This window comes from Nonomuraea sp. NPDC000554 (genome assembly GCF_040300065.1).
Lineage (GTDB): Bacteria > Actinomycetota > Actinomycetes > Streptosporangiales > Streptosporangiaceae > Nonomuraea.
In genome coordinates, this window is the sequence record NZ_JBEPDC010000038.1 from 1 (window position 1) to 25,961 (window position 25,961).

Consider the following 25,961-nt stretch of genomic DNA (forward strand, 5'->3'; position numbering starts at 1 on the left):
GGCCGCGGGGCTGGCGGCGGGGCTGGCGGCGGGGCTGGCGGCGGGGCTGGCGGCGGGGCTGGCGGCGGGGCTGGCGGCGGGGCTGGCACGCTGACAGCGATCTGTGCGGGAACTGACAGCGGCCCGCCCGACGATGGGCCCATGAACGCATTCGAAGCAGAAGGGCTGGTCAAACGCTTCGGCACGACGACCGCCCTGGACGGCATCGACCTGTCGGCCGCGCAGGGCACGGTCCTCGGGGTGCTCGGCCCCAACGGCGCGGGCAAGACGACGGCGGTGCGCATCCTGGCCACGCTGCTGCGCGCCGACGAGGGCCGTGCCAGCGTGGGCGGCCTGGACGTGGCCCGCCACCCGTCGCAGGTGCGCCGCCTCATCGGCCTGACCGGCCAGTACGCCTCGGTGGACGAGGACCTGACAGGCACCGAGAACCTCGTCCTCATCGGACGGCTCCTGGACCTGCACGGCCGTGACGCCAGGGCCAGGGCGGCGCGGCTGCTGACGGACTTCGGCCTGGCCGAGGCCGCCGACCGTCGGGCGAGCACCTACTCCGGAGGCATGCGCCGCCGCCTGGACCTGGCCGCCAGCCTGGTCGGCCGCCCCGAGGTGATCTTCCTGGACGAGCCGACCACCGGCCTGGACCCGGCCAAGCGCGAGGACGTGTGGAACATCATCCGCGGCCTGGTCGCCGACGGCGTCACCGTCCTGCTGACCACCCAGTACCTGGAGGAGGCCGACGCGCTGGCCGACGAGATCTCCGTGATCGACCACGGCAGGGTCATCGCCCACGGCACTCCCGCCGAGCTGAAGCGGGTCGTCGGCGGCCAGACCGTGCTGGTGCGCCCGGCGGACGCGTCCCGCCTGGAGGAGGCGGCCGCCGTCATCGCCGCCGTGGCCGGACGTCCGGCCGAGTCGCCGGGACGCGGCGTGACCACGGTCCCGGTCGAGGGCGACGCCGCCTTCACCGAGATCGTGCGCAGGCTCGACGCGGCCGGCATCACGGTCACCGAGCTGTCGTTGCGCCTGCCCAGCCTGGACGAGGTCTTCTTCACCCTGACCGGCCACCACGCGGAACAGGAGGCGGCGGCATGACGCTGACCACGGAACGCACCTCCACTCCCGCCCGCCTGCACAAGCGCCCGTTCGGCCTGGTCAGGCACAGTCTCGCGCTGGCCGGACGCAGCGTCGTCAAGACCCTGCGCACCCCCGAGCAGCTCCTGGACGTGACGCTGCAGCCGGTCATCTTCGTCGTCATCTACGTGTTCCTGCTGGGCGGTGCCGTCTCCGGCAACACCCACGACTACCTGCAGTTCCTGCTGCCCGCGATCCTGGTGCAGACGGTGATGTTCGGCGGCATGGCCACCGGCGTCAACCTCAACACCGACATCAAGAAAGGCGTCTTCGATCGTTTCCGCAGCCTGCCCATCGCCCGCTCAGCGCCGCTGATCGGCTCGGTGCTGGGCGACCTGATCCGCTACCTGGTGGCGATCGTGGTGCTGCTGGGCTTCGGTTACGCGCTGGGGTTCCGCATCGGCACCGACCCGCTGTCGGCGCTGGGCGCCTGCCTGCTGACCGTGTACTTTGCGTTCTGCGTCAGCTGGGCGTTCGTGCTGCTCGGAGTGCTGATGCGGGAGCCGGGCGGGGTGCAGGGGACGGCCTTCCTGGTGCTCTTCCCGCTCACCTTCGGCACCAGCATGATCACGCCTAAGGGCACGCTGCCGGGCTGGCTGCAGGCGTGGCTGGACGTCAACCCGGTCAACCACGCCATGGACGCCTCGCGCGCGCTCATGCTCGGCGGCCCGGTCGGCAGCTCGGTGATCTGGACGCTGGCCTCCGGCCTGGTGTTCCTGGCCGTCTTCGCGCCCCTGGCGGTGCGCGCCTACCGGCGACGCACCTGACGGCCTGCCCGGCACGCGGGCCGGGCAGGCCGTCAGCGACGCGGGTGGCGTACCAGGGCCAGGGCCTGCTCCCGATCGGCGTCGCGGCCTTCGTCGTAGGCCTTGCCGTACTCGTCGGGCCCCAGCGTGGCCCGCAGCCGCTCGGCCAGGCGCGCGATGTCGGGGTTGAGCATGTCGGGGGCGCCGCGCAGCCCGTGGGCCATGCCCAGCAGGACGGCCGCACGGCGCGGGTCGCCGTCGGCGGCGGCCACGGCCGCGCTGGCCACCCCGATCCGGCCGACGACCGGCATGTCCATGGCCTTCAGCGCCAGCGCCACCGCGCGCGCGACCTGGGCCGCGGCGGTGGCGGGGTCGGCGAGCGCGACTGCGAGGTGCGCCCTGGCGACCAGCATCAGAGCGCGGAACTGCGGCGCGATGAACGAGGCGTCACCCATCAGCTCGTGGGCGTGCGCGTACTGGCGGGCCGCCTCGTCCAGGTCGCCTTCCAGGCGGGCCAGGTCGCCGAGCCCGAGCCGGGCGAAGGAGACGTTACGGGCGGCCATCTCGTGCTCGCCCGCCTCGACCATCCGCATCAGCTCGGCCCGCGCCTGCCGTACGTCGCCCTTGCACAGGTAGCACGTGGCCAGGCCGACGCGCTGGTGCCCCGCGTCGTCGCCGGGGTTCAGCTCCTGGATCAGCACGATCGCCCGGCGCAGCGCGCCGATCGCGCCGTCGAAGTCGCCGAACGCCGAGTGCGTCTCGGCCAGTGAGGTCAGCGCCATGCTGAGCGCCCAGCGCTCGCCCACCTGGGTGAGCTGCTCGACGGCGATGACCAGGTCGGCGCGGGAGGCCGCCATGTCGCCGTCGTTCTCCAGGATGGCGGCCCTGATCATGCGCAGCACCCCGCGCGCCCACGGGTCGGGGTGGTCCAGTCGCCCCTGGATGATGCGCAGGCCGTGCTCGGTGCTGTCGGTGAACAGCGCCAGCGAAGGTTCCAGCAGGGCCAGCACCGGACGGTCCGGATCGGTGACGGACGCGACGACGCGCATCTCCTCCAGGACGTCGTCCAGCCGGGCGAACCCGCCGGCGGTGGCGGTGTTGAGCAGGCACATGGCGGTGGCCACGGCCCTGGCGGCGAGGGGTGCGTCGCCGGGCACCCGCAGCGCCATGCGCAGCCATCCGACGGCCTCCATCCGTCTGCCGGTGCTCGTCCAGAACTGGCTGACCGCCGCGGCGAGCCTGACCGCGGTGTCGGCGTCTTCGGTGTCGACCGCGAAGTGCAGCGCGGCCAGCACGTTGTCCTCCTCGCTGGTCAGCTTCGCCATCCAGACCAGCTGCTCGCCCGTGCGCAGGAACGGCTCGGCCCGCTCGGCGAACCGCAGGAAGTAGGCGGCGTGCGCGGCCCGCACCGGCGCGGCGTGCCCGCGCTCCGACAGCCGCTCCAGCCCGTACTCCCGGATGGTCTCGAGCATCCGGTAGCGGCCCTGGCCGTCGCCGTGCAGCAACGACTTGTCGACGAGCGCGGCGAGCAGATCAAGCGTGCCGCCAGGAGGTGCGGCCCCGTGCCCGGTGGCCTCGGCGCTCTCCCCGAACGGGCCGCCTGCTCGTCCGGCGTCCAGGCTGCCCAGGTGCTCGGCGGCGGCGAGGTCGAAGGTGCCGGGGAAGACGGCCAGCCGTTCGGCGAGGCGGCGTTCCGGCTCGTCCAGGAGGTCCCAGCTCCAGGCGACCACCGCGCGCAGCGTCTGGTGGCGGGGCAGCGCGGTGCGGCTGCCCCCCGTCAGCAGGACGAACCGGTCGTCGAGGCGGGACGCGAGCTGCTCCAGCGTCAGCGCCCGCAGCCGGGCGGCGGCCAGCTCGATGGCCAGCGGCAGACCGTCCAGACGGCGGCACACCTCGCGCACGCCGGCCTCGTTCTCGCCGGTGAGCGCGAAGCCGGGCTGCACGGCGGTCACCCGGTCGGTGAACAGCTCGACGGCGGGGTCGGGCGGCAGCGGCGGCACCGGGCAGAGCGCCTCGCCCACCAGGGCCAGCGGCTCGCGGCTGGTGGCCAGGATCCGCAGCCGGGGGCATCTGCCGAGCAGCTCCTCAGCCAGGCGGGCGACCGGGTCGAGCAGGTGCTCGCAGTTGTCGAGGACGAGCAGCACCTGGCCGGTGCCGACGACGTCGACCAGCCGCCCGATGGTGTCGCGCGCGCCACCGAGCAGAGGCGCCTGCCCGAGCACGGACAGCACCGCCTGAGGGACGTCACGGGGATCGCTCACGGACGCCAGCTCGACCAGCCACACAGCCGGCCGCCCACCGCGCGAGGCGTCACCGTTCGGAGTGTCCTCGCGGGAGACGGAGACGCCTTCCTGGAGGAGGGCCGCGGCGACCGTGGTGGCCAGGCGCGTCTTGCCCGCGCCGCCCGGGCCCACCAGCGTGACGAGGCGGCCCTGACGGAGTTGGGCACGGATGCGGTCGATCTCGCCGGCCCGTCCGACGAAGCTGGTCAGCGGGGCGCGCAGGTTGGTGCGGGCGGGCCGGACGGGCTCCGGACGCAGCAGGGCCAGGTGGATGTCCCGGAGTTCGGGGCCGGGATCGGCGCCGAGCTCGTCGGCGAGCCTACGCCTGGCCTCCTCGTAGGCGGCCAGCGCCTCGGCGTCGCGCCCTGCCGCGTGCAGAGCCTTGATGCGGGTGGCGTGCAGTCGCTCCCGCAGCGGGTGGCGGGCGGTGAGCTCGCTGAGCCGCGCGATCAGCGACGCGAGCCCGCCGCGTGCGGTGGCGAGCTGGGTGATGGCGGCCAGTTCGGCTTCGGCGTGCTCTTCGACGGCCGTCAGGCGGGCTTCCTCCAGCCGGGCGGCGTAGCCGACGGCGAAGGGGGCGCCGGCCAGTTCGCCCAGGGCGGGGCCGCGCCACAGGCGAAGGGCCGCGTCCAGCAGGCGGGCCCGCTCAGCCGGGCTGCCGGCGCGGCGGGCCTGTGCGGTGAGACGGTCGAAGTCGTGGGCGTCGGTGGCGGCGTCGAGACGGTAGCCGCCGGGGGTCGAGGCGAGCGCCGAAGGGTCGGGCAGCAGGCGGCGCAGCCGGGAGACGAGCGACTGCAGGGCGTTGGCGGGGTCGCCGGGCTGGTCGTCCGGCCACAGCGCCTCAGAGAGCTGTTCGACGGTGACGGTCTGCCCGGCCGCCAGCGCCAGCCGTGCCAGCAGCCGGCGCAGCCGGGCTCCGCCGACGGCGGGTCCGTCCACCTCCAGCGGCCCCAGGATTCCGACGCGCACACGTCCATGCTGCCACCGATCGGCGGCTCGCCCTCCGCTGGAAGTCGTTCATCGGCTGCGGCAGGTCACCTCTACGACGACGTCCTGATCTCCGCGCGTTCTTCCAGCGCACCCGAACCCGTCCGCGCCGCACCCACCTCTGGGGGTGCGGCGCGGTGGCGCGTTCAGGCCTGCCACTCCTCGACGCCGCCGGGAACGGGGGCGGACGGATCGTAGGGGGTGCGGGTGAAGATGAACGTGTTGAGGTCGAGGTGGTCGGCCCCCACGCGCAGCGTCTCACCGGCGTAGTAGCCGTCGAGGCCGAGCCAGGTGCCGTCGTCCTGCGGAACGAACCGGGACGTGCGTCCCTTGCCGGACGCCGGGGTGAGCGACAGGCCGCGCTCGGGCAGCAGGCGCAGCACGTAGGGGGTCGGGCCCCAGTGCCACAGGCCGGTCAGGGCCAGCAGGTCGGGGTCGGCGGCGGCGGGCCGCCACTCGTCCGGCAGGCGGGGCTCGTGCTCGTCCAGGATGGCCAGCAGGTCGGTCAGCAGCCCGTCGGACAGGCCGGAGGTGGTGTTGGCCATGAACAGCACGCCGATCCGGTCGGCGGGGTCGGCCCAGACGGTGGCCAGGAAGCCGGGCATGGAGCCGGTGTGCCCGGCCAGGCGGCGGCCGGCGTGCCGGGCGAGTTGCAGGCCCAGCCCGTAGCCGCTGGTCCAGGCGTCGCCGTCGTTGACGGTGGCGGGTTCGCGCATCTCGGCGACGGTTTCGGGGGCCAGGACCCCGCCGGTGTCGCCGGCGATGAACGCGGCCCAGCGGGCCAGGTCGAGCGAGGTGGACCAGAGCTGCCCGGCGGGCGCCATGGCCTCGGCGTCGTGCTCGGGCTCCGGCAGCAGGACGTCGGCGAACGGGTGCACGGCGTACCCGGTGGCGTGGGGTGCGCGCGGGCGCTCGGTGGTGCCGGTCATGCCGAGCGGGCCGAGCACCTCCTCCTGGACGGCCCGCAGCCAGGGCACGCCGCGCAGCCGGGCGACGACCTCGCCGAGCAGCGCGAAGCCGGTGTTGGAGTAGTGGTAGCGGCGGCCCGGCCGGTGTTTGCGGTGGCCGGGCTCCAGCCGGGCGAGCAGGTCGGCGGTGGGCAGGCCGGGCGTGCGCTCCCACCAGTCGGTGGGCGGCTCGGCGCTGAGCCCGGCGGTGTGCGACAGCAACTGGGCCAGGGTGACGTCGCCGAACGGGGTGCCCGGCAGGTGCTTGGCGAGGGGGTCGAGCAGGTCGAGCCGTCCTTCGTCGCGCAGCCGCAGCACGACGGCGGCCACCAGGCTCTTGGTGATGGACCCGAGCCGGTACTGCGTCTCGGCCGTCGGCGGCAGGCCGCCGACGCGGCCGCGCCCGCCGAACCACGCCAGTTCGCCGTCGCGGACGATCGCGGCCGTCAGCGACGGCACCCTGCACTCGGCCTGTTCGACGGCCAGCCTGCGCAGCAGCGCCCGCGCCGTCGTCTCACCCACCTGGTTCATAGGCTCCAAGCGTAGCCGTCACGGTGGATCAGCTCGGGCCCGATCAGCTCGGGCCCGATCAGCTCGGCGGTGATCGCGGCTGCCGGTTGCGGCAGAATGCTGCCCATGGCTCAGGAGCGTCCCCCAGGCAGCGAGCTGGAGGCCGTCCTCGAGCGCATCACCTACGCCAACGAGGAGACCGGCTACACCATCGCGCGGGTGGCGACCGACCGGTCCGGCGCGGAGCTGCTGACCGTGGTGGGGCCGCTGCTGGGGGCGCAGGTCGGCGAGTCGCTGCGGCTGACCGGCCGCTGGACGTCGCATCCGCGCTACGGCAGGCAGTTCGAGGTGTGGTCGTACGCCACGGTGCTGCCGGCCACGGTGCAGGGCATCCGCCGTTACCTGGGCTCGGGCCTCATCAAGGGCATCGGCCCGAAGATGGCCGAGCGGATCGTCGACCACTTCGGCACCGGCACCCTGGAGGTGATCGAGCAGGAGCCGCAGCGCCTGGTCGAGGTGCCGGGGCTGGGTCCCAAGCGGACCAAGATGATCGCGGCCGCCTGGGAGGAACAGAAGATCATCAAAGAGGTGATGATCTTCTTGCAGGGGGTCGGGGTGTCCACCTCGATCGCGGTGCGCATCTTCAAGCAGTACGGCGAGAGCTCCGTCTCCGTCGTCAGGAGCCAGCCGTACAAGCTGGCCGACGACGTGTGGGGCATCGGCTTCAAGACCGCCGACACCATCGCCCAGGCCGTCGGCATCCCGCACGACAGCCCGGAACGCGTCAAGGCGGGGCTTCGCTACACGCTGTCGCAGGCGGCCGACGACGGCCACTGCTACCTGCCCGCCCCCAACCTGGTCGGCGACGCCGTCAAGATCCTCGACGTGCCGGCCGAGCTGGTCGCCACCTGCCTGGAGGAGCTGGTCGGCGAGGAGGGGGTGGTGCGCGAGGAGATCCCCGCGGGCGAGAACGTCGTGCCCGCCGTCTACCTGCCGCCCTTCCACCGCGCCGAGCTGTCGCTGGCCTCCGGCCTGATGTCGCTGCTGCGCTCGGGGCACGACCGGTTGAAGGCGTTCGCCGACGTCGACTGGGAGCGGGCCGAGAGCTGGCTGCACGGCCAGACGGGCGCCGAGCTGGCCGCCGAGCAGCGCCAGGCGGTCCGGCTGGCGCTGACGGAGAAAGTGGCCGTGCTGACCGGCGGCCCCGGCTGCGGCAAGAGCTTCACCGTCCGCTCCATCGTGCTGCTGGCCCGCGCCAAGCGCGCCCGGGTGATCCTGGCCGCCCCGACCGGCCGGGCCGCCAAGCGGCTGGCCGAGCTGACTGGGCACGAGGCCACCACCGTGCACCGGCTGCTGCAGCTGCGTCCCGGCGGGGAGGCCACCTTCGACCGCGACAACCCGCTCGACGCCGATCTGGTGGTGGTCGACGAGGCGTCCATGCTGGACCTGCTGCTGGCCAACAAGCTGGTCAAGGCCGTCGCGCCGGGCACGCACCTGCTGTTCGTGGGCGACGTCGACCAGCTGCCCTCGGTGGGGGCGGGCGAGGTGCTCAAGGACCTGCTCGGCGCGGCCGACGTGCCCCGGGTGCGGCTGACCCAGATCTTCCGCCAGGCCCAGGAGTCGGGGGTGGTCGTCAACGCGCACCGCGTCAACACCGGCCGCCACCCGGTCCTGGAGGGGATGACGGACTTCTTCCTGTTCCCGTGCGAGGAGCCGGAGGAGATCGCCGCGCTGACCGTGGACGTCGTGGCCCGGCGCATCCGCCGCAAGTTCGGCCTCGACCCGCGCCGCGACGTGCAGGTGCTGGCTCCGATGCACCGCGGCGCGGCGGGCGCGGGGGCGATGAACATCGCGCTGCAGGAGGCGCTGACGCCGGGCAGGGAGGACCTTCCCGAGCGCCGCTACGGCGGGCGGGTCTTCCGCGTCGGCGACAAGGTCACCCAGCTGCGCAACAACTACGACAAGGGCGCGGCCGGGGTGTTCAACGGCACGGTGGGCATCGTGGTCGACATCCGTCCGGACGAGCACAAGCTCACCGTGCTGACCGACGAGGACGAGCACGTCGACTACGCCTTCGACGAGCTGGACGAGCTGGCCCACGCCTACGCGGTGTCCATCCACCGCTCGCAGGGCAGCGAGTACCCGGCCGTGGTCGTCCCGCTGGCCACCAGCGCCTGGATGATGTTGCAGCGCAACCTGCTCTACACCGCGATCACCCGCGCCAAGAAACTGGTGGTGATCGTCGGCTCGCGGCGGGCGCTGGCGCAGGCCGTGCGCACCAAGGGCGCCGGGCGCCGCCACACCAGCCTCACCCACCGCCTGTCACAGCGCTGAGACCGATACCCGCTTTTCCGCGCCGCGGCTCCCGTTAACGCCGCCGTTCCGGCGACGGGCCGTCTGACCGGTCTTCGTTACCCCTGGTTGACCTGGGGCTGGATGCAGCAAGTGATCGAAATGTGACCGAACTCTCCCAAATGATTCTGCGTCTTACATGCAGGAGCATTAAGGTTTTTAAGGGCAGATTGCTGTAATGGGGGAGAGGACCGAGTTGAACGTTGCGCCCCGTTGGAAGAAGCCTGTTGCGGGACTGGCGCTGCTGACCGCGGCCACCCTGACGGCTTCGTGCTCGGGCGGTGGGAAGCCGGGCACTGGCGACGCGGCCGCTCCGGAGGCGTCCACGTCGCAGACGCCGCAGGCGCCGACGATCAAGATAACGCCCGCACAGGGCAGTGCGAAGGTCAGCCCGGAGAAGAAGATCGTGGTGACGGCCGCCGGCGGCACGCTGGACGAGGTCGTCGTCGAGGGTGGCGGGAGCCAGGTCCAGGGCAAGTACAACGCGGACAAGACCAGGTGGGTCTCCAAGGGCCCGCTCAAGCCGTCCAGCAGCTACAACGTCTCGGCCAAGTCGGGGCCGACCAGCGCCGCGGCCACCTTCAAGACGCAGACGCCCGAGCGGGAGCTGAAGGTCGCCGACGTCACGCCGAGCGCCAAGGGGGAGACGGTCGGCGTGGGGGCGCCGATCATCGTCACCTTCAACCAGCCGGTCTCCGACAAGGCGTCGGTGGAGCAGGCGCTGGAGGTCGAGTCGGAGAAGCCCGTGGACGGCGCCTGGCGGTGGATCAACGACACGGTCGTCATCTACCGAACCGCCAAGTACTGGCCGGCCCACCAGAAGGTCACCTTCAACGCCCGCCTGACCGGCGTCAAGGGCGGCAAGGGCCTGTACGGGGTCGAGGACTACGACACCACCCTGAAGATCGGCGCCAGGGTGATCAGCAAGGTGGACGCCAAGAAGCACATGATGTACGTCTACCGCGACAACAAGCGCGTGCAGACGATGCGCATCAGCGCCGGGATGGCCACCACCCGCGAGTACACCACCACCTCGGGCGTGCACCTGACGATGGAGCGCGGCAACCCGGTGCGGATGATCTCGCCGGGCCGCAAGAAGGGCGACCCGGGTTACTACGACGTGATGATCAACCACGCCGTGCGGATCTCCAACTCCGGCGAGTACGTCCACGCCAAGGACAACGTCTGGGCGCAGGGCGTGCGCAATGTCAGCCACGGCTGCATCAACTCCCGCCCCGACCAGGCCAAGTGGTTCTACGACAACTTCCAGCGCGGTGACGTCGTCGACATCGTCGGCACCACCCGCGAGCTGGAGTGGAACAACGGCTGGGGCTTCTGGCAGCTGCCGTTCTCCCAGTGGAAGAAGGGCAGCGCGCTCTAGCCCAGCCGCTTGTGCAGGAGCATCCCGGGCCAGGAGCCGACGGTGAACGGCTCGGCCCGGGTGAATCCGCGGCTCTCGTAGTAGGCGATCAGGCGGCCGTCGTGGCCGGCGTAGCAGTCGACGCGCAGCAGGCCCACCCCACGGGCCACGGCCTCCTGCTCGGCCCAGGCCAGCAGCGCCGCGCCCACGCCGCGCCCGGCGTGGCGGCGGTCGGTGACCAGCGCCTGGACGTACAGCTCCGGCTCGGTGGCGGGCTTGACATAGTGGTTCGCCGCGCCGACGACCACGCAGCCGGCGGGCAGGCCGTCGATCTCGGCGATGCGCATGCCGTCGCCCTCGGCCCAGCCGGTGACCTGCGCGACGCGCTTGGCGTCGCCGCTGAACGGCTCGCTGCCCCACTGCCCGTTGCGCCCCTGCGACACCAGCCAGGCCACGGCGCCGTCGAGCATGTCCAGCACGGCGGCCACGTCCCGGCCGTCCCCCTCGCGGAGCTTCATGTCCGGAAGTCTATGGCTTGAGACACTTGTGACCATGTAATCGATTACATATGCTGCCGATGTAATCGATTACATGATCGGGAGCGGAGGAGCCGATGGCGCGCATCAAGGACGTGGCCGCGCACGCGGGAGTGTCCGTCGCCACGGTCTCACGCGTCCTGAACGACCATCCGTCGGTCACCGACGACACCCGCCGCCGCGTGCACGACGCGATGACGGCGCTCAACTACGTGCCCAACGCGGTGGCCCGCTCGCTGCGCACCACCGCCACCCGCACCCTCGGCCTGATCATCGGCGACATCCTCAACCCCTTCTTCACCGAGCTGGCCAGAAGCGTGGAGGACGAGGCCCGCCGCGAGGGCTTCACCGTCGTCATGGGCAACGCCGACGAGCGCGCCGACGAGCAGGACCACTACGTGCGCACCCTGCTCGAACAGCGCGTCGACGGGCTGCTCATCTGCCCGACCGCCGAGCTGACCCCGCTGGTGCAGCAGCTGGCCGAGGCGGGCGCGCCGCTGGTCTTCCTCGACCGCACCATCGACGGCCTGGACGTGCCGTGCGTGCGCTCCGACGGCTCGGCCGCCATCACCGAGCTCGTCAAGCACCTGCACGACCAGGGCCACCGGCACCTCGCGCTCGCCTCCGGGCCGTCGACGCTGTCGACCGGACGCGAACGCACCCGCGCCTTCACCGACGCCCTGAGCGCGGCCGGCCTGAGCGCGCCCCCCGAGTACGTCCGGTACGGCGACTTCCGCGAAGGCAGCGGCCGGAGCATCACCGCCGAGCTGCTCGACCTGCCCACGCCCCCCGACGCCATCTTCTTCGGCGACAACCTGATGACGCTCGGCGGCCTGGAGGAGATCCGCGCCAGGAAGCTGCGCATCCCCCGTGACGTGGCTGTCGCCTCCTTCGACGACGTCACGTGGTTCCGGCACATCGAGCCGCCCATCACCGCCATCGCCCAGCCGACCGCCGAGATGGGGCGGCGCGCCGTGCAGCTGCTGCTTCGCCGCGTCCGCCACCAGCCGGCCCCATCAACCGTCCTACCTGCGCATCTGGTGATTCGCCAATCGTGCCAGCGGAAAGGGATCATGAGGTGACCCAGGAGATTCTCAGAGCGGAGGGCCTGCGCAAGAGCTTCCCCGGCGTGCAGGCCCTCGACGGGGTCGACCTGACACTGCGGCCCGGCGAGGTGCACGTCCTGCTCGGCGAGAACGGCGCCGGCAAGAGCACGCTGATCAAGATGCTGTCCGGCGCCTACCACCCCGACGAGGGCCGCGTCCTCATCGACGGGCAGCCGGTCGACATCCGCGACGCCGGCACCGCCCAGCGGCTCGGCATCGCCACCATCTACCAGGAGTTCAACCTCGTCCCGCAGCTCACCGTCGCCGAGAACCTGGCGCTGGGGCGGCCGCCGCGCAGGTTCGGCTTCGTCGACACCCGCGCCATGCGCCGCCAGGCCGCCGAGCTGCTGGCCCGCGTCGGCGTCGACGTCGACCCCGCCGCCCCCATCGCCAGCCTCGGCATCGCCCGCATGCAGATGGTCGAGATCGCCAAGGCGCTCGCGCTCAACGCCCGCATCCTGATCATGGACGAGCCCACCGCGGTGCTGACCACCGGCGAGGTCGACAAGCTCTTCGCCATCGTGCGCCAGCTGCGCGACGCCGGCGTGGCCGTCGTGTTCATCACCCACCACCTGGAGGAGATCGCCGAGATCGGCGACCGGGTCACGGTCCTGCGCGACGGCCGCTCGGTCGCCGAGGTCGCCGCCGACACTCCCCAGAACGAGCTCGTCCGCCTGATGGTCGGCCGCCCCATCGACCAGCACTTCCCCCGCCGGCCCGCCGAGGTGGGCGAGGCGCTGCTGACCGTGCGCAGGCTCAGCCGCAGGGGCGCCTTCGACGACGTCTCCTTCGAGGTGCGCGCCGGCGAGGTCGTCGGCGTGGCCGGGCTCGTCGGCGCCGGGCGCACCGAGGTGGCCAGAGCCGTCTTCGGGGCCGACCGCTACGACTCCGGCCAGGTCAGCGTCCGGGGCGAACCCCTCGCCCGCGCGGACGTCCACGCCGCCATGCGCGCCGGGCTCGGGCTCGTCCCGGAGGACCGCAAGGGGCAGGGGCTGGTGCTCGGCGACGACGTCGCCGCCAACCTCGGCCTGGTCACCCTGCGCCAGGCGACCCGGGCCGGCTTCGTCGACCTGCGCGCCCAGCGCCGCGAAGCCGCCAAGGTCGCCGAACAGCTCGCCATCCGCATGACCGGCCTGGACCAGGAGGTCCGCACCCTGTCAGGTGGCAACCAGCAGAAGGTCGTCATCGGCAAGTGGCTCGTCGCCGACGCCGGCGTCCTCATCCTCGACGAGCCGACGCGCGGCATCGACGTCGGCGCCAAGGTCGAGATCTACCAGCTCATCAACGCGCTGACCGACTCGGGCCGCGCGGTCCTCATGATCTCCAGTGACCTGCCGGAAATCCTCGGCATGAGCGACCGGATCCTGGTCATGGCCCGCGGGCGGCTCGTCGGTGAGCTGCCCGCCGCCGAGGCCACCCAGGACGCGGTCATGGCGCTGGCGGTCACCGACGTGGAGGCAAGTCGTGTCCAGTAACACCACCGCACTCGTCCGGCGCGCACCGGCCGCCGCCTGGCTGGCCGAGAACGGTGCCCTGGTCGCCCTCGTCGCGCTGGTCGTGGCGCTGTCGCTGCTGTCGGCGGACTTCCTCAGCCTGACCAACCTGCTCAACGTCGGCGTGCAGGCCGCCGTTACGGCCATCCTCGCCTTCGGCGCCACGTTCGTCATCGTCACCGGCGGCATCGACCTGTCGGTCGGCTCGGTGGCCGCCCTGTCGGCGATCACCCTGGCCTGGACCGCCACCCACGCCGGCCTGCCCTGGCCGCTGGCCACCGTCGTCTCCCTGGCGGTCGGCGTGGCCTGCGGGCTGGTCAACGCCGCCCTCGTCGCCTACGGCAAGCTGCCGCCGTTCATCGCCACCCTGGCCATGCTCGGCGTCGCCCGCGGCCTGGCGCTGGTCATCTCCCAGGGCAGCCCCATCGCGATGCCCGAGGCCGTCTCCCACCTCGGCGACACCCTCGGCGGCTACCTGCCGATCCCCGTCATCGTCATGATCGTCATGGGCGTGGTCGCGGCCGTCATCCTCAACCGCACCTACCCCGGACGCGCCATGTACGCCATCGGCGGCAACGAGGAGGCCGCCCGCCTGTCCGGTATCAAGGTCAACCGGCAGAAGCTCGTCACCTACGCGCTGTCGGGGGCGTTCGCCGCGGTGGCCGGTATCGTGCTGGCAAGCCGCCTGGCCTCCGCCCAGCCGCAGGCCGCGGCCGGCTACGAACTCGACGCGATCGCCGCCGTCGTCATCGGCGGCGCCAGCCTGTCGGGCGGCAAGGGCCGCGCACTGGGCACCTTCGTCGGCGCGCTCATCCTGGCCGTGCTGCGCAACGGCCTGAACCTGCTGTCGGTATCGGCGTTCTGGCAGCAGGTCGTGATCGGCGTCGTGATCGCCCTGGCGGTCCTCGTCGACACCCTGCGCCGCAGGGGAACGAACTAGAAAGGGACAACACCATGCGGATTTCCGCAATCGTCATAGCGGGTGCCGCTCTCACGCTCGGCCTGGCCGCCTGCGGCTCCGACGGCGGCGCCTCCGGCGACGTCAAGATCGGCATGTCGGTGTCGACGCTGAACAACCCGTACTTCGTCCAGCTGCGCGACGGCGCGCAGGCCGAGGCGAGCAGGCTCGGCGTCCAGCTCACCGTCACCGACGCCCAGAACGACGCCTCCCAGCAGGTGAACCAGGTCCAGAACTTCACCAGCCAGGCGATGAAGGCGATCATCATCAACCCGGTCGACTCCGACGCCGCCGCGCCCGCGGTCAAGGCGGCCGACCGCTCCAGCATCCCGGTCGTCGCCGCCGACCGCGGCATCAACGGCGCCGAGGTGACCCAGACCGTCGCCTCCGACAACGTCTCGGGCGGCAAGCAGGCCGCCCAGGAGCTGGCCAAGCAGCTCGGCGGGAAGGGCGTGGTGGTGGTGCTGCAGGGCACCCCGGGCACCTCGGCCTCCCGCGACCGCGGCCAGGGCTTCGCCGACGGCATCAAGGCCTACCCCGGCATCCAGGTCGTGGCCAAGCAGCCGGCCGACTTCGACCGCGCCAAGGGCCTGGACGTGATGACCAACCTGCTGCAGTCGCACCCGAACATCACCGGCGTGTTCGCCGAGAACGACGAGATGGCGCTCGGCGCGATCAAGGCGCTCGGCGGCAAGGCGGGCAGCCAGGTCAAGGTCGTCGGCTTCGACGGCACGCCCGACGGGCTCAAGGCCGTCGAGGCGGGCACGATGGCCGCGACCGTCGCCCAGCAGCCCAGGCTCCTGGGCCAGCAGGCGCTCGACGCCGCGGTCAGGGCCGCCAAGGGGGAGGGCGTCGACAAGACGGTGGCGGTTCCGGTGAAGGTCGCCACCAAGGAGAACGCCGCGCAGTTCCAGACGTCCTGACGTTCGCAACCCGCGGCACCGGGCCTGGGGGCGCGCCACCGCCAGGCCCGGCCGCACGAGCGGGTCAGACGAGCGCCAGCTGGGGGTAGCGGGGCTCGTGCGGCGTGGGGGCCGGAGGTCCGGCGTGCAGGCCGTAGCTCTGGCACAGCTGGGCGATCTGCCCGGTGATGCGCCGCTCGTATCCTTCGGCGGGCAGACCCGCGCGGTCGTACAGCTCCTCGTAGCGCTCCACCAGGTGCGGGTGCGCCTGCGCCAGCCACTCCAGGTACCACGCGCGCGTGGCGGGCGGCAGGCGCAGCACGACCGGCTCCACCGCGCCGGCCCCGGTCGCGGCGATCCTGCGGACGGTCGCCGCGAGCTGGTCGGCGGCGTCGCTGAGCAGCGGCAGCACCGGCGCCATCAGCACCCGGCAGTCGACCCCGGCCTCCACCAGCGCGGCGACCAACTCCAGCCGGGCCTGCGCGCCGACCGCGCCCGGCTCGACGGCCCGGCGGATGCGCTCGTCGACGAACGCGATCGACACCGCCACCTGCGCTCCCGCCTGCGCCAGCAGCGCGGCGTCACGCAGCACGAGCGGGCTCTTGGTGTAGACGGTGAACGGCACGGCGGACTCGCCGAGCGCGGCGATCAGGCCCGGCATCAGGTGGTAGGTCTGCTCCGCGGGCTGGTAGCAGTCGCCGGACACGCCGACGGCGAGCGGCTCGCCGCTCCAGCGGGCAAGCTCGGCGCGCAGCCGCTCGACCGCGTTCGGCCTGACCACGATGCGGGTGTCGAAGTCGCGCCCGGCGTCGAGGCCGAACTTGCGGTGGCCGGCGCGGGCGCCGCAACCGCGGCAGGCGTTGGCGCAGCCCCGGTAGGGGGAGATCGCCCAGCGCTGGGCGATGCCCGCCACCTGCGGCACCCGTTCGATCATCGTGCGGGCCTGCGCCTCGTAGAACCCGCCGCGCAGCACCGCCCGCCGCTCGATCAGCGGACGTTCGTCTGCGGCGTCGACAAGCGGAAGCGCGTCCCAACCCACGCGGTCCAGTGGAACACGCATTCGACTGCCTTTTCAAGCGATTCCGCCGACACCACGCCCCCGGAGGGGGTCACAAGGCGCGCAGGCCCCCCATGGTGATGCCGACGCCGCGCCGAGCCGCCTTCAGGTACTTCGGTCTCCACCAGGCCGAGCTCACGCACAACCCGTCCCCCGGAGCGAGCACCAACGCGAAGCCGCCGCCGGCTCCGGCCATTCGGCCAGGGTGCACAGCCTCCCGGTCGCCAGGGCCTGGCCGAAGGTATCGGCGAAAAACGCCTCGCGTCCGGAATGACGGTTCTCTACACTGCGTGCGTGCTCAAGCCCCACTTTCCGATCGCCACCGACCGGCTGGTCCTGCGCCCCTTCACCCCCGAGGACCTGCCCGCGCTGCACGCCTACGAGTCGCTGCCCGAGGTCGCCCGCTACCTGTACTGGGAGGCCCGCGACCTCGAGACGGTACGCACCTTCCTCGACAAGAAGATCACCAGGGTCGCGCTGCTCGACGAGGGTGACGCCATCGACGTGGCCATCACCCTGCGCGACAGCGGCGAGCTGATCGGGAACTGCCTCCTCATCTGGACCAGCAAGGAGCACCGTCAGGGTGAGATCGGCTACGTCCTGAACCCCGCCCACCACGGCCACGGCTACGCCCCCGAAGCCGCCCGCGAGATGCTCCGCCTCGGCTTCGAGGGGCTCGCCCTGCACCGCGTCGTCGGCCGGCTCGACGCCCGCAACGGCGCCTCCGCCCGCGTCCTGGAGAAGCTCGGCATGCGCCGCGAGGCGCACCTCGTCGACAGCGAGCGGGTCAAGGGCGAATGGGCCTCCGAGGTCGTCTACGCCATGCTCGAGTCCGAGTGGACCCCGTGAGCATCCTGCATCTGGCCGTGGCCGCCGACTGGGCCGCCGCCCAGCCGACGGGGGAGTACCGGGTCTCCACCCTCGGCCACACCGTCGACCAGGTCGGCTTCATCCACTGCAGCCGCGACGCCGACCAGTTGCACACCGTGCACGCCGACTTCTACTGCCACGTCACCGAGCCGCTCGTCGTCCTGCGCATCGACCCCGCCGGCCTGGACGTGCGCGTCGAGGGCGGCTTCCCCCACCTGTACGGGCCGCTGCCGCTCACCTCGGTCATCGCGGTCACCCCGTACGGGGAGTTCCGCTAGCACGGGGTCCCGGGACGCCTGTCGACGGTGACCCCGCCGACCAGCCGCGACGAACTCACCGGAACACGCGCTGGCCGGCGCGCGTCACCTGAACGCCGCTCTCTTCCACGCGCCCTACCCCTTCAACGGGGAGGATTTCGCGCACTTCCTGGAGCGGGCGCCGGGAGCGATTTTGTCCTCTGATGCGTAAGTCCTGATGTAAGACCGTGCCTTGATGGCGATCTTTCATTGCGTGATCTCGCGGCGGGGGTGGGCTTCCGGCCTGTCGCCCGTGCCGGTCAGACCGGCCGGGCGGTTAGCGGCGCCGGTCCGAACCGGCGACGGTAGGCGGAGGGGGTCAGGCCGGTACGCCGCAGCATCTGGGTCCGCAGGTTGGAGGCGGTGCCGAGCCCGCTGGCCCGGGCCACCGCGTCGAGCCGGACCTCTCCACGCTCGATCAGCCGGCAGGCGTGCGCGACCCGCTCGGCGGTCAGCCACGCCAGCGGTGTGGTGCCGAGCTCGGCGCGGAAGCGGCGGTGCAGCGTCGCCGGGCTGGCCGCTGTGCGTGCCGCCAGGTCGGCCACGGTCAGCGGCTCGTGCAGCCGCTCCTGGGCCCAGGCGAGCACGGGTGACAGGGACGCGTCGGGGATCGCGGGTATCGGCCGTTCGATGAACTGGCGCTGGCCGCCGTCCCGGTGCGCGGCGAAGACCAGGCGGCGGCTGACGGCGTTCGCCACCTCGGCGCCGTGGTCGAGGCGGATCAGGTGCAGTCCGAGGTCGAGCGCCGCCGCGCTGCCCGCGGCGGTGAGCACGTCACCGTCGTCCACGAACAGCACGTCGGGTTCGAGGCGGACCGCCGGGTGGCGGGCGGCGAACAGTTCCGCCCACCGCCAGTGCGTGGTGGCGCGGCGGCCGTCCAGCACTCCGGCGGCGGCCAGGGTGAACGTGCCGGTGCAGAAGCTGACCAGCCGGGCGCCGCGCCCGGCGGCCCGCCGTACGGCCTCGAGCACCTCCGGGGCCGGTTCGACCTCGGGATCGGGCCGGTTGGGCACGATCACCGTGTCGGCGTCGTCGACGGCGTCGAGCCCGGCGATGCCCGCCATCGTGAAGATGCCGCGGTGCATCCGCACGCCTGACGTGGGGGAGCACAGCGTGAAGTCGTACCACGGCCGGCCCAGCTCGGGGCGGCGCAGCCCGAACAGCTCGGTGGCGACTCCCAGCTCGAACAGGTTGGACCCCTCGTCGACGATCGCGACGACCCGGTGCGAGGATTCACGCGACATATGCAATTCCTAGCACTCGCGGTGCCCGGCCGCGAACGGCGACCATGGCAGGGTGAACGAGAACCCGATCGACATCGACTCCGCGCTGGCCACCTTCTCCGAGCTGTGGAGCCCCCGGATCCTGGCCCGCGTCAACGACTACGACGTCCGCGTCGCCAAGGTCGCCGGCGAGCATGTCTGGCACGCCCACGACCACACCGACGAGTTCTTCCTGGTCCTGTCCGGCGAGCTGACCATCGCCCTGCGGGAGGCCGCCGGGGAACGGGTGGTCACCCTGCCCGCCGGCTCGGTTCATGTCGTCCCGCGCGGCGTCGAGCACAAACCGTCGTCCGCCGCCGGGGCCTCGATCCTCATGTTCGAGCCGACCGGCACCCTGAGCGTGGGCGACCGCCACGACGAGGTCCCGGGCCACGTCGACGCCACCACCGGGCACGCCCTCACCTGAGCGCCGTCCGCGAGGCGGCGCTCCATCAGGGCCGTGAACGGATCGCGAGCCGGGCAGGGGAATCGCAGCCGAGCAGGTTCGCGACCGGTCGGCACGTTCGCCGCCGGCGACGTGGTGATGTCGGCTCCGGCGGCGATTCCCCTGCCCGCGTCAGGCGGACCTGTCGCGGCGCTGCCGCGCGCGGCCGGGCAGCTCGCGCGGCACCAGCGTCGGGTTGACGTTGTCGAGCACGCTGGCGCGGTCGACCACCACGCGGGCCACGTCGTCGCGGCTGGGAACCTCGTACATCACGTTGAGCAGGACCTCCTCGACGATGGCGCGGGCCGCTCGGGCGCCGGTGCGGCGCAGCAGCGCCAGTTCGGCGATCGCGTCGATCGCGTCGTCGGTGAACTCCAGCCCGACGCCGTCGAGCTCGAAGAGCCTCTGGTACTGCCTGACGAGCGCGTTGCGCGGCTCGGTGAGGATGCGCGTCAGCGCCCGGCGGTCCAGCGGCCGCAGGCTCGCCACCACCGGCAGGCGGCCGACGAACTCCGGGATCAGCCCGAACTTCAGCAGGTCCTCCGGCATGGCGTGGGCCAGGACGTCCTCCTCGTCCTGGCCGGTGCCGATGGTGGCGCCGAAACCGGCGCCCCTGTGGCCGATGCGCTGCTCGACGATCTGCTCCAGGCCGGCGAACGCCCCGCCGACGACGAACAGCACGTTGGTGGTGTCGATCTGGATGAACTCCTGCTGCGGGTGCTTGCGGCCGCCCTGCGGCGCCACGCTGGCGGTCGTGCCCTCCAGGATCTTCAGCAGCGCCTGCTGGACCCCCTCGCCGGAGACGTCGCGGGTGATCGACGGGTTCTCACCCTTTCGGGCGATCTTGTCGATCTCGTCGATGTAGACGATGCCGCTCTCGGCCTTGGCGACGTCGTAGTCGGCCGCCTGGATCAGCTTGAGCAGGATGTTCTCGACGTCCTCGCCGACGTAGCCGGCCTCGGTGAGGGTGGTGGCGTCGGCGATGGCGAACGGGACGTCGAGCATCCGGGCCAGGGTCTGGGCCAGGTAGGTCTTGCCGGAGCCTGTCGGGCCGATCAGCAGGATGTTGGACGTGCCGAGCTCGACCGCCTCCTCCTGCGCCGGGTGCCGCGCCCTGCCGTACCGGACGCGCTTGTAGTGGTTGTAGACCGCCACCGACAGCGCCTTCTTGGCGCGTTCCTGCCCGACGACGTACTGCTCGAGGAACTCATGCATCTGGCGCGGCCTGGGCAGCTCCCGCTTCTCCTCCGCGGCGGATGCGCCGCGTTCCTCCTCGATGAGCTCGTTGCACAGGCCGACGCACTCGTCGCAGATGCAGATGCGGCCGGGTCCGGCGATGAGCTTGTTGACCTGCGCCTGGCTCTTGCCGCAGAACGTGCACGTCAGCTGGTTCGCGCCACCGGTGCGTGCCACTCGGAAACGTCTCCTTCAAGGGTTGCTCGGGCCGCTCGGCGGCGCGATGGGGTCGGGTCCGGCTGTCAGAGGGTGACGGGCAGCGCGGCCAGGCGCCAGGTGCCCGGGTCGGGGATGCGTGCCGCATCCCCGGAGGCGGGCTTCAGGGCGGGGAAGCGGCTCAGCAGCGCCGTGAGCGCCACCTCGGTCTGCACGCGGGCCAGCGAGGCGCCGGGGCAGAAGTGCGGCCCGTGCGCGAAGCCGAGGTGCCCCGCCGGCCCCGGAGCGCGGCCGACGTCGAGCCGGTCGGGGTCGGCGAACACGCGCGGGTCGCGGTTGGCCGAGCCGATCGCGGCCGTGACGGCCTCACCCTTGGGGATCGGCACGCCGCCGATCTCGACGTCCTCGCGCGGGTAGCGGGGGATGGTCAGCAGTTGCGGCCCGCACCAGCGCATCAGCTCCTCCACGGCGCGCGGCATCAGGCCCGGCCGCTCGCGCAGGACGGCGAGCTGCCCGGGGTGGGCGAGCAGGGTCTGCACGGCGTTGGCGACGAGGTTCGTCGGCGTCTGCCCGGCCAGGACGAGGTTCCAGACGAGGGTGACCATCTCGGTGTCGCTGAGCCGGTCGCCGTCTTCCGCCTGGACGCGGATGAGGCCGGAGAGCAGGTCGTCGCCGGGCTCGTCCGTGCGGCGCGCGACGGCCGCCCTGGCGCCGGCCACGATGCCCGGGATGGCGTCGGCGAGGGCCTGGCCGTGGCCCGCCGCGACGGCCGCGCCGTACTCGCGCCAGCGGGGCCGGTCGGAGGCGGGGATGCCGACCAGCTCGCAGATCACCTCGATGGGCAGCGGCCGGGCGAAGTGCGCCAGCAGGTCAACCGCGCCGTCCTCGACATGGCCGGGCAGCTCGTCGAGCAGGGCGTCCACGATCGGCTCGATCCGCGGCCGGAACTCGGCGGCACGCCGCGCGGTGAAGGCGGGCGAGACCAGCCTGCGCAGCCGCATGTGCTCGGGCCCCTCCATCTCCTGCATGGTGCGCATGTAGGCCTGGCAGTCGTCGGGGACGTCGGGCCGCATCATGAAGCTGGCCGCGTTGAGCTCGAAGCGCGGGTCGCTCAGCATCGCCCGCGCGTCCTCGTGGCGCGTCACGGCCCACATCGAGAAGCCGGGGGCCCGCAGCCGCGCCAGCGGCGCCTGCTCACGGGCGCGCCCGTAGACGGCGAAGGGGTCGTGCAGCAGCTCGGGGCTGGTCAGGTCGATCTCGGGGACGGTGTCCATCGCGCCTCTCCCACTTCAAATGTTGAAACCAGATGCTCTAATCATGTGAATGGCGACGGTATCTTGTATCGGGACCGACGGCAACGCGGCGAGGAGGACGATGGCCCGGCTCACCAGGGCGCAGACCCAGGAGCGCAACCGCGCCAAGGTGCTGGCCGCGGCCAGGGACGAGTTCACCACGCGAGGCTTTCGCGACGCCAGGATCGACGACATCGCCGACCGCGCCGAACTCACCCGCGGCGCGGTCTACTCCAACTTCCCCGGCAAACGCGCCCTGTACTTCGCCGTCCTGGCCCAGGACGCCGAGCGCGCCGCCGACCCGCCGCACCCGGAGCCGGGCCGCACCGCCCGCCAGGCGCTCGGCGCGTTCGCCCGCGCCTGGGTCGCCCGGCTGCCCCTGGCCACCGACCAGCAGTACGGCCCGGCCCGGCTCGGCGTGGACCTGATGCCGGAGGTCCTCGCCGACGAACGCACCCGGCGGCCCTTCGCGCAGCTGACCAAGCTCCAGGCGATCCTGCTCGGCCTGGCCCTTGAGCGGCTGAGCCCCGGCGGCCGCCTGGTACGGGTCGCCGAGACCGCGCTGACGACCCTGCACGGCGCGAGCCGGCTGGCCGCCGCCGCGCCCGGCTTCCTCGAACCCTTCAACGTCGTCAGGGCCTGCGAGCAGCTGGCCGAACTCGACCTCGGCGACGTGTGGCAGCCCGCGCACCTGCCGCACGTCCCCCGGGCGCGACCCGCCGCCGAGCCGTGGTCGCCGCCGCCCGCGCTCGACGCCGTCCGCGGCGAGCCCGCGCGGCTCATCGGCGACGGCGTGGTCGCGATCCTCGGGCTGCACCGGCTGGGCGCCGTGGAGGAAGCGGTGCGCGCCTCGCCCCCCGGCGCCGCCGTCACCGCCGTCCTGGTCACCAGCGCGCCCGACGAGCTGGCGCCGCTGACCCGGCTGCTGCTCGCCGAACTGCGCGCCTTCCTGCGCCAGGCCTTCCCGCCGGCGGCCTTCCCGCAGCTGCAGGTGGTCTGCGACGAGCCGGGCGTGCTCGCCGCCGCGGCCGGCGTTCCAGCCGTCAGCGACGAGACCGAGACCGCCGTCCGCGTCGAAGGCCGGCGGATCGTCGCCCGCGCCGACGGCTACGGCGCCTGCCACGCGGCCGCGTCCAGCCAGAGCGCGCCGGTCAGACGCCAGGCGTAGGCGGTGATCACGATGGTCTTCTGCATCAGGACGCCTCCCCGGACATGACGGGTTCGTGGTGGACGGCCGGCGCCTGGTGGCGTCCTGGCAGCAACGGGACGGCGGCGAGAACGACCGCGATCACGGCGACGACGAGCCAGAAGACGCCGTGGAAGCCGGCGATCGGATCGCCGGAGGTCTGCAGGACGAGGGTGACCAGGGCGACGCCGAGCGCCGCGCCGAGCTGGTTGAGCATGTAGAGCACGGAGCTGCCCTGCGCCACCATGGGGGGCGGCAGCGTGCGGTAGAGCGACCCCATCGTCGGTGCGCTGAAACAGCCCATGCCCAGGCCGATGGTCAACGCCGCCAGCGCGGGCCACTGCTCGGGGGTTTCGGCTCCGATCCAGGTGAAGGCCAGTGCGCTGAGCCCGGCCAGGACCGCGCCGCCGACGGCCAGGCCGCGGGCGCCGAGCCGGTCCGACAGCCGTCCCGCCACGGGCATGGCGATCGCGCCGCCCAGGCCCGCCGGCGCCATCAGCAGGCCGGCGGCGAGCACGCCGTGCCCGTGCGCCTGCTGGTAGTACAGCGGCAGCGCGAACAGGGTCGCGAAGTTGGCCAGGCCGCCCAGCCCCATGATGGTGACGCTCGCGGTGAACCCTCGGCCGGCGAACAGCCGCACATCGATCAGCGGCGGCGTGCGCCGGGAACCGAGCGCGCGGACGGCGTAGCCGATGAGCAGCACGACGCCTCCGGCCAGCGGAACAAGCGCCTGAAAGGCGGTGAACGTCCCTTGCTCGGCTGTCTGTGACAGGGCCAGGATCAGCGCGGCGAAACCGGGCGCGAGCAGGGCCAGCCCCAGGACGTCCAGCCGTGCCCGCGGCTCGCGCCCGGCTGGGGGGCCGGCGGGCACCACGCGCAGGGCGGACAGGTAGGCGATCAGGCCGACGGGCACGCTGAGCAGGAACATCCAGCGCCACGACAGGCCGTTGAGGACGGCTCCGCCCGCGATCGGCCCCAGCACCGGCCCCAGGGACAGCACCACGCCCATCAGTCCCATGACGCGTCCGGCGCGCTCCGGCCCGGCGGCGCGGGCCAGCAGGATCAGCACGAGCGGGTCGAGGATTCCGGCGCCGGCGCCCTGCAGGGTGCGGAAGGCGATCAGGCTGCCGACGTTCCAGGCCAGCCCGGCGGCGAGGGAGCCCGCGACGAACAGCGCCAGGCCGGCCAGCCACAGCCGCCTGCCGCCGAATCTGTCGACCGCCCAGGTGGTGAAGGGGATGGTGGCGGTGACGGCCAGCAGGAAGCCGGTGGAGGCCCAGCCGACCGTGCTGAGCGAGGTGTCGAACGCCGCGGCCAGGGTGTCGGTGGCGACGGCGGCCATCGTGCTGTTGAGGATGCCCAGCAGCCCGCCGAGCAGGACCACGCCGATCATCCCGAGCAGTCGGGGATCCAGCCGGTCGTCCGGCTTCATTGAACTCATGGGTTCAACATAACGTACTGGTTTATATAGTTGAACTCGTCGGTAAAGTACTCCGGTTTGTTACCAAGCAAGCGCTACGATCGTGCGATGCGATGGTCGGTGTCAGCCGCCAGGTGGAGGTCGAAGCCATCGGGCCGGAACTGGCCGTGGATGGCCGGCCAGATAGCCGGGGCGGGGATCGCGGGCTCGTTCATCGGTCCCTGCATCTACGTCGTCCTCGTCTTCATCCTCGGACTGGGCCCGATCGTCCTGGTCTTCGCCGCACCCGCCGGGATCGCCGTCCTGTACGCGGTGGCGCGCGTGACAGCGCGCGGTTCGCCGATGACGGCGACCCACGGTGGCAGTGTGCTGTGGGCGGCCGCGGTCCTGGTTCTCGGCGTGATCGGCTGGGCCGCCGGGGCGTCGGCCCTGTCCAAACTGGGGTGGGCGGTGGGTTCGTCCCTGGTGTCGTCGCTGCTCAGCGCGGTTCCGTTCGCGCTGGCGGCGGCGCTGTGCGCGGGAGGGTGGACGTCGATCGTCTCCATCGTCCTGACCATCGCGCTGATCCTTACGGGCTGCTCCTGAAGGGTCGTGCGGGGGCGACTCCAGGATGGCTCGATCGCGTGCCGGTAGGGTCACGGCATGCCTGATCACCGTTTCGAGCTGGTCTGCGAGATCGAGCCGCCCACCCGTCCCGACCTGACGCGGGTACGCCACCAGATCGGCGTGCTGAGCCCGGTGGCCGACTCCTTCCTCATCCCCGACAACCACATCGGGCGGGCGACCGTGTCGAGCGTGGCGGTCGCGCACGAGGTGCAGGCGATGGGCGCCCGCGGCATCGCGTGCCTGAACTCGCGCGACCGCAACCTGCTCGGGCTGCGCAGGGACCTGCTGACGGCCGCCGCCTACGGGGTGGAACGGTTCCTGTTCGTCTACGGCGACAAACCCACCGCGGGCGGACGCACCAGCGAGCTGACGGTGCGAAGCATGATCGAAGAAGCGCGCGGCACGGCCGGTGACCCGGCCTTCGCCGGCAGCCCGTCCTTCCAGGTCGGGGTCACGTCCGGGCTGCGTCCGGTGCCCGCCTGGAAGCGCGCGGCGGACTTCGTGTTCGTCCAGGTCAGCTACTCGATGGAGGCGCTGCTTCGCTGGCGCGAGAGCGTCAGCCTGGACGTCCCCGTCTACGCCGGGGTGATGGTGCTGGCCAGCGCGGGCATGGCCCGCAATCTGGCGGCCGCCATCCCCGACATCGACATCCCCGATCACCTGGTCGAACGGGTGGAGCGTGAGCGCGACGCCGGGGTGGAGGCGGCGTGCGAGCAGGTCCTGGCCATCCGCGACAGCGGCGCCTTCGACGGCGTGCACCTGGTGCCGGTCAGCCGGTACCGGCAGGTCGCGGCCCGTCTCGAACACGCCTGGTGAACCGTTGCGGCC

General features: G+C 72.5%; 23 protein-coding genes. 14 read left to right on the forward strand and 9 right to left on the reverse strand.

The genetic code is table 11. The features are described 5' to 3' along the window. Window positions 1–141: 141 nt before the first annotated feature. Together ABT294_RS44720 and ABT294_RS44725 are read left to right on the forward strand one after the other, a co-directional pair. Entirely contained in the window at window positions 142–1,089 is a 948-nt protein-coding gene (locus tag ABT294_RS44720) for an ATP-binding cassette domain-containing protein (RefSeq protein WP_350812581.1), read from the forward strand. Further along, the gene (locus tag ABT294_RS44725; protein ID WP_350812582.1) at window positions 1,086–1,895 is read left to right on the forward strand and encodes an ABC transporter permease; all 810 of its coding nucleotides are present in this window, start codon (window positions 1,086–1,088) and stop codon (window positions 1,893–1,895) included. The genes ABT294_RS44720 and ABT294_RS44725 overlap by 4 nt, the downstream gene beginning before the upstream one ends. Window positions 1,896–1,927: 32 nt before the next feature. Here ABT294_RS44725 and ABT294_RS44730 read toward each other — a convergent pair whose 3' ends face one another. Both ABT294_RS44730 and ABT294_RS44735 read right to left on the reverse strand, forming a co-directional pair. After that, complete coding sequence (locus tag ABT294_RS44730; RefSeq protein WP_350812583.1) at window positions 1,928–5,125, reverse strand: AfsR/SARP family transcriptional regulator; 3,198 nt, start codon at window positions 5,123–5,125, stop codon at window positions 1,928–1,930. Window positions 5,126–5,289: 164 nt separating this feature from the next. Beyond that, window positions 5,290–6,621, reverse strand: coding sequence for a serine hydrolase domain-containing protein (locus ABT294_RS44735; protein ID WP_350812585.1), 1,332 nt, complete (start codon window positions 6,619–6,621; stop codon window positions 5,290–5,292). Between the two features lie 105 nt (window positions 6,622–6,726). Between ABT294_RS44735 and recD2 the strand changes: the two genes are divergently transcribed. Next, window positions 6,727–8,934, forward strand: a complete 2,208-nt coding sequence (gene recD2, locus ABT294_RS44740; protein ID WP_350812586.1) for an SF1B family DNA helicase RecD2 — start codon at window positions 6,727–6,729, stop codon at window positions 8,932–8,934. A 214-nt stretch (window positions 8,935–9,148) separates the two neighbouring features. Next, on the forward strand, window positions 9,149–10,333 hold the full coding sequence (locus tag ABT294_RS44745) for a L,D-transpeptidase (RefSeq protein ID WP_350812587.1): 1,185 nt from the start codon (window positions 9,149–9,151) through the stop codon (window positions 10,331–10,333). On the opposite strand, the gene ABT294_RS44750 is transcribed toward ABT294_RS44745, so the two are convergent. Further along, complete coding sequence (locus ABT294_RS44750; RefSeq protein ID WP_350812588.1) at window positions 10,330–10,830, reverse strand: GNAT family N-acetyltransferase; 501 nt, start codon at window positions 10,828–10,830, stop codon at window positions 10,330–10,332. The two genes, ABT294_RS44745 and ABT294_RS44750, sit on opposite strands and share 4 nt — an antisense overlap. 95 nt (window positions 10,831–10,925) lie before the next feature. Here ABT294_RS44750 and ABT294_RS44755 point away from each other — a divergent pair, with 95 nt between their 5' ends. From ABT294_RS44755 to ABT294_RS44770, 4 genes are read left to right on the forward strand one after another with little or no spacing between them, the layout of a single operon-like run. Beyond that, complete coding sequence (locus ABT294_RS44755) at window positions 10,926–11,930, forward strand: LacI family DNA-binding transcriptional regulator (RefSeq protein WP_350812589.1); 1,005 nt, start codon at window positions 10,926–10,928, stop codon at window positions 11,928–11,930. Continuing rightward, window positions 11,927–13,429 (forward strand): sugar ABC transporter ATP-binding protein, encoded by a 1,503-nt coding sequence (locus tag ABT294_RS44760; RefSeq protein WP_350812590.1) that lies wholly within the window; start codon window positions 11,927–11,929, stop codon window positions 13,427–13,429. Before ABT294_RS44755 ends, ABT294_RS44760 begins: the two co-directional genes overlap by 4 nt. Continuing rightward, window positions 13,419–14,387: an ABC transporter permease gene (locus ABT294_RS44765; RefSeq protein WP_350812591.1), complete on the forward strand. Its 969-nt coding sequence runs from the start codon at window positions 13,419–13,421 to the stop codon at window positions 14,385–14,387. The genes ABT294_RS44760 and ABT294_RS44765 overlap by 11 nt, the downstream gene beginning before the upstream one ends. Before the next feature lie 14 nt (window positions 14,388–14,401). Then, a complete protein-coding gene (locus ABT294_RS44770; RefSeq protein ID WP_350812592.1) occupies window positions 14,402–15,328 on the forward strand; it encodes a D-ribose ABC transporter substrate-binding protein in 927 nt (308 codons plus the stop codon). A gap of 64 nt (window positions 15,329–15,392) precedes the next feature. On the opposite strand, the gene ABT294_RS44775 is transcribed toward ABT294_RS44770, so the two are convergent. After that, window positions 15,393–16,367, reverse strand: coding sequence for a radical SAM protein (locus ABT294_RS44775; RefSeq protein WP_350812593.1), 975 nt, complete (start codon window positions 16,365–16,367; stop codon window positions 15,393–15,395). A gap of 49 nt (window positions 16,368–16,416) precedes the next feature. Then, entirely contained in the window at window positions 16,417–16,560 is a 144-nt protein-coding gene (locus ABT294_RS44780) for a hypothetical protein (RefSeq protein ID WP_350812594.1), read from the reverse strand. Window positions 16,561–16,658: 98 nt separating this feature from the next. On the opposite strand from ABT294_RS44780, the gene ABT294_RS44785 reads away from it, so the two are divergent. Together ABT294_RS44785 and ABT294_RS44790 are read left to right on the forward strand one after the other, a co-directional pair. Then, window positions 16,659–17,213, forward strand: coding sequence for a GNAT family N-acetyltransferase (locus ABT294_RS44785; RefSeq protein WP_350812595.1), 555 nt, complete (start codon window positions 16,659–16,661; stop codon window positions 17,211–17,213). Beyond that, window positions 17,210–17,512: a DUF952 domain-containing protein gene (locus ABT294_RS44790; RefSeq protein WP_350812596.1), complete on the forward strand. Its 303-nt coding sequence runs from the start codon at window positions 17,210–17,212 to the stop codon at window positions 17,510–17,512. Before ABT294_RS44785 ends, ABT294_RS44790 begins: the two co-directional genes overlap by 4 nt. A 278-nt stretch (window positions 17,513–17,790) precedes the next feature. Here the strand turns inward: ABT294_RS44790 and ABT294_RS44795 are convergent, their stop codons facing one another. Continuing rightward, a complete protein-coding gene (locus ABT294_RS44795) occupies window positions 17,791–18,774 on the reverse strand; it encodes a helix-turn-helix domain-containing protein (protein WP_350812597.1) in 984 nt (327 codons plus the stop codon). Window positions 18,775–18,826: 52 nt separating this feature from the next. Between ABT294_RS44795 and ABT294_RS44800 the strand changes: the two genes are divergently transcribed. Continuing rightward, complete coding sequence (locus tag ABT294_RS44800; RefSeq protein WP_350812598.1) at window positions 18,827–19,219, forward strand: cupin domain-containing protein; 393 nt, start codon at window positions 18,827–18,829, stop codon at window positions 19,217–19,219. A 150-nt stretch (window positions 19,220–19,369) separates the two neighbouring features. Here the strand turns inward: ABT294_RS44800 and clpX are convergent, their stop codons facing one another. Beyond that, window positions 19,370–20,650 carry an ATP-dependent Clp protease ATP-binding subunit ClpX gene (gene clpX, locus ABT294_RS44805; RefSeq protein WP_350812599.1) on the reverse strand — a complete coding sequence of 427 codons (1,281 nt, stop codon included), beginning with the start codon at window positions 20,648–20,650 and terminating at the stop codon, window positions 19,370–19,372. A gap of 65 nt (window positions 20,651–20,715) precedes the next feature. After that, window positions 20,716–21,903, reverse strand: coding sequence for a cytochrome P450 family protein (locus tag ABT294_RS44810; protein WP_350812600.1), 1,188 nt, complete (start codon window positions 21,901–21,903; stop codon window positions 20,716–20,718). A 100-nt stretch (window positions 21,904–22,003) separates the two neighbouring features. On the opposite strand from ABT294_RS44810, the gene ABT294_RS44815 reads away from it, so the two are divergent. After that, a complete protein-coding gene (locus tag ABT294_RS44815) occupies window positions 22,004–23,089 on the forward strand; it encodes a TetR/AcrR family transcriptional regulator (protein ID WP_350812601.1) in 1,086 nt (361 codons plus the stop codon). 25 nt (window positions 23,090–23,114) lie between these two features. On the opposite strand, the gene ABT294_RS44820 is transcribed toward ABT294_RS44815, so the two are convergent. Then, complete coding sequence (locus ABT294_RS44820; RefSeq protein WP_350812602.1) at window positions 23,115–24,548, reverse strand: DHA2 family efflux MFS transporter permease subunit; 1,434 nt, start codon at window positions 24,546–24,548, stop codon at window positions 23,115–23,117. Window positions 24,549–24,698: 150 nt separating this feature from the next. Between ABT294_RS44820 and ABT294_RS44825 the strand changes: the two genes are divergently transcribed. Together ABT294_RS44825 and ABT294_RS44830 are read left to right on the forward strand one after the other, a co-directional pair. Beyond that, complete coding sequence (locus ABT294_RS44825) at window positions 24,699–25,112, forward strand: hypothetical protein (protein ID WP_350812603.1); 414 nt, start codon at window positions 24,699–24,701, stop codon at window positions 25,110–25,112. Between the two features lie 57 nt (window positions 25,113–25,169). Further along, window positions 25,170–25,949 (forward strand): methylenetetrahydrofolate reductase, encoded by a 780-nt coding sequence (locus ABT294_RS44830; RefSeq protein ID WP_350812604.1) that lies wholly within the window; start codon window positions 25,170–25,172, stop codon window positions 25,947–25,949. Window positions 25,950–25,961: the final 12 nt, after the last annotated feature.

Coding starts and splice junctions, on each gene's coding strand:
- ABT294_RS44795 (WP_350812597.1), bottom strand. CDS start 18,774: ATGTCGCGTGAATCCTCGCACCGGGTCGTCGCGATCGTCGACGAGGGG.
- ABT294_RS44825 (WP_350812603.1), top strand. CDS start 24,699: ATGGCCGGCCAGATAGCCGGGGCGGGGATCGCGGGCTCGTTCATCGGT.
- ABT294_RS44735 (WP_350812585.1), bottom strand. CDS start 6,621: ATGAACCAGGTGGGTGAGACGACGGCGCGGGCGCTGCTGCGCAGGCTG.
- ABT294_RS44750 (WP_350812588.1), bottom strand. CDS start 10,830: ATGAAGCTCCGCGAGGGGGACGGCCGGGACGTGGCCGCCGTGCTGGAC.
- ABT294_RS44755 (WP_350812589.1), top strand. CDS start 10,926: ATGGCGCGCATCAAGGACGTGGCCGCGCACGCGGGAGTGTCCGTCGCC.
- ABT294_RS44810 (WP_350812600.1), bottom strand. CDS start 21,903: ATGGACACCGTCCCCGAGATCGACCTGACCAGCCCCGAGCTGCTGCAC.
- recD2 (WP_350812586.1), top strand. CDS start 6,727: ATGGCTCAGGAGCGTCCCCCAGGCAGCGAGCTGGAGGCCGTCCTCGAG.
- ABT294_RS44725 (WP_350812582.1), top strand. CDS start 1,086: ATGACGCTGACCACGGAACGCACCTCCACTCCCGCCCGCCTGCACAAG.
- ABT294_RS44720 (WP_350812581.1), top strand. CDS start 142: ATGAACGCATTCGAAGCAGAAGGGCTGGTCAAACGCTTCGGCACGACG.
- ABT294_RS44820 (WP_350812602.1), bottom strand. CDS start 24,548: ATGAGTTCAATGAAGCCGGACGACCGGCTGGATCCCCGACTGCTCGGG.
- ABT294_RS44780 (WP_350812594.1), bottom strand. CDS start 16,560: ATGGCCGGAGCCGGCGGCGGCTTCGCGTTGGTGCTCGCTCCGGGGGAC.
- ABT294_RS44830 (WP_350812604.1), top strand. CDS start 25,170: ATGCCTGATCACCGTTTCGAGCTGGTCTGCGAGATCGAGCCGCCCACC.
- ABT294_RS44775 (WP_350812593.1), bottom strand. CDS start 16,367: ATGCGTGTTCCACTGGACCGCGTGGGTTGGGACGCGCTTCCGCTTGTC.
- ABT294_RS44770 (WP_350812592.1), top strand. CDS start 14,402: ATGCGGATTTCCGCAATCGTCATAGCGGGTGCCGCTCTCACGCTCGGC.
- ABT294_RS44815 (WP_350812601.1), top strand. CDS start 22,004: ATGGCCCGGCTCACCAGGGCGCAGACCCAGGAGCGCAACCGCGCCAAG.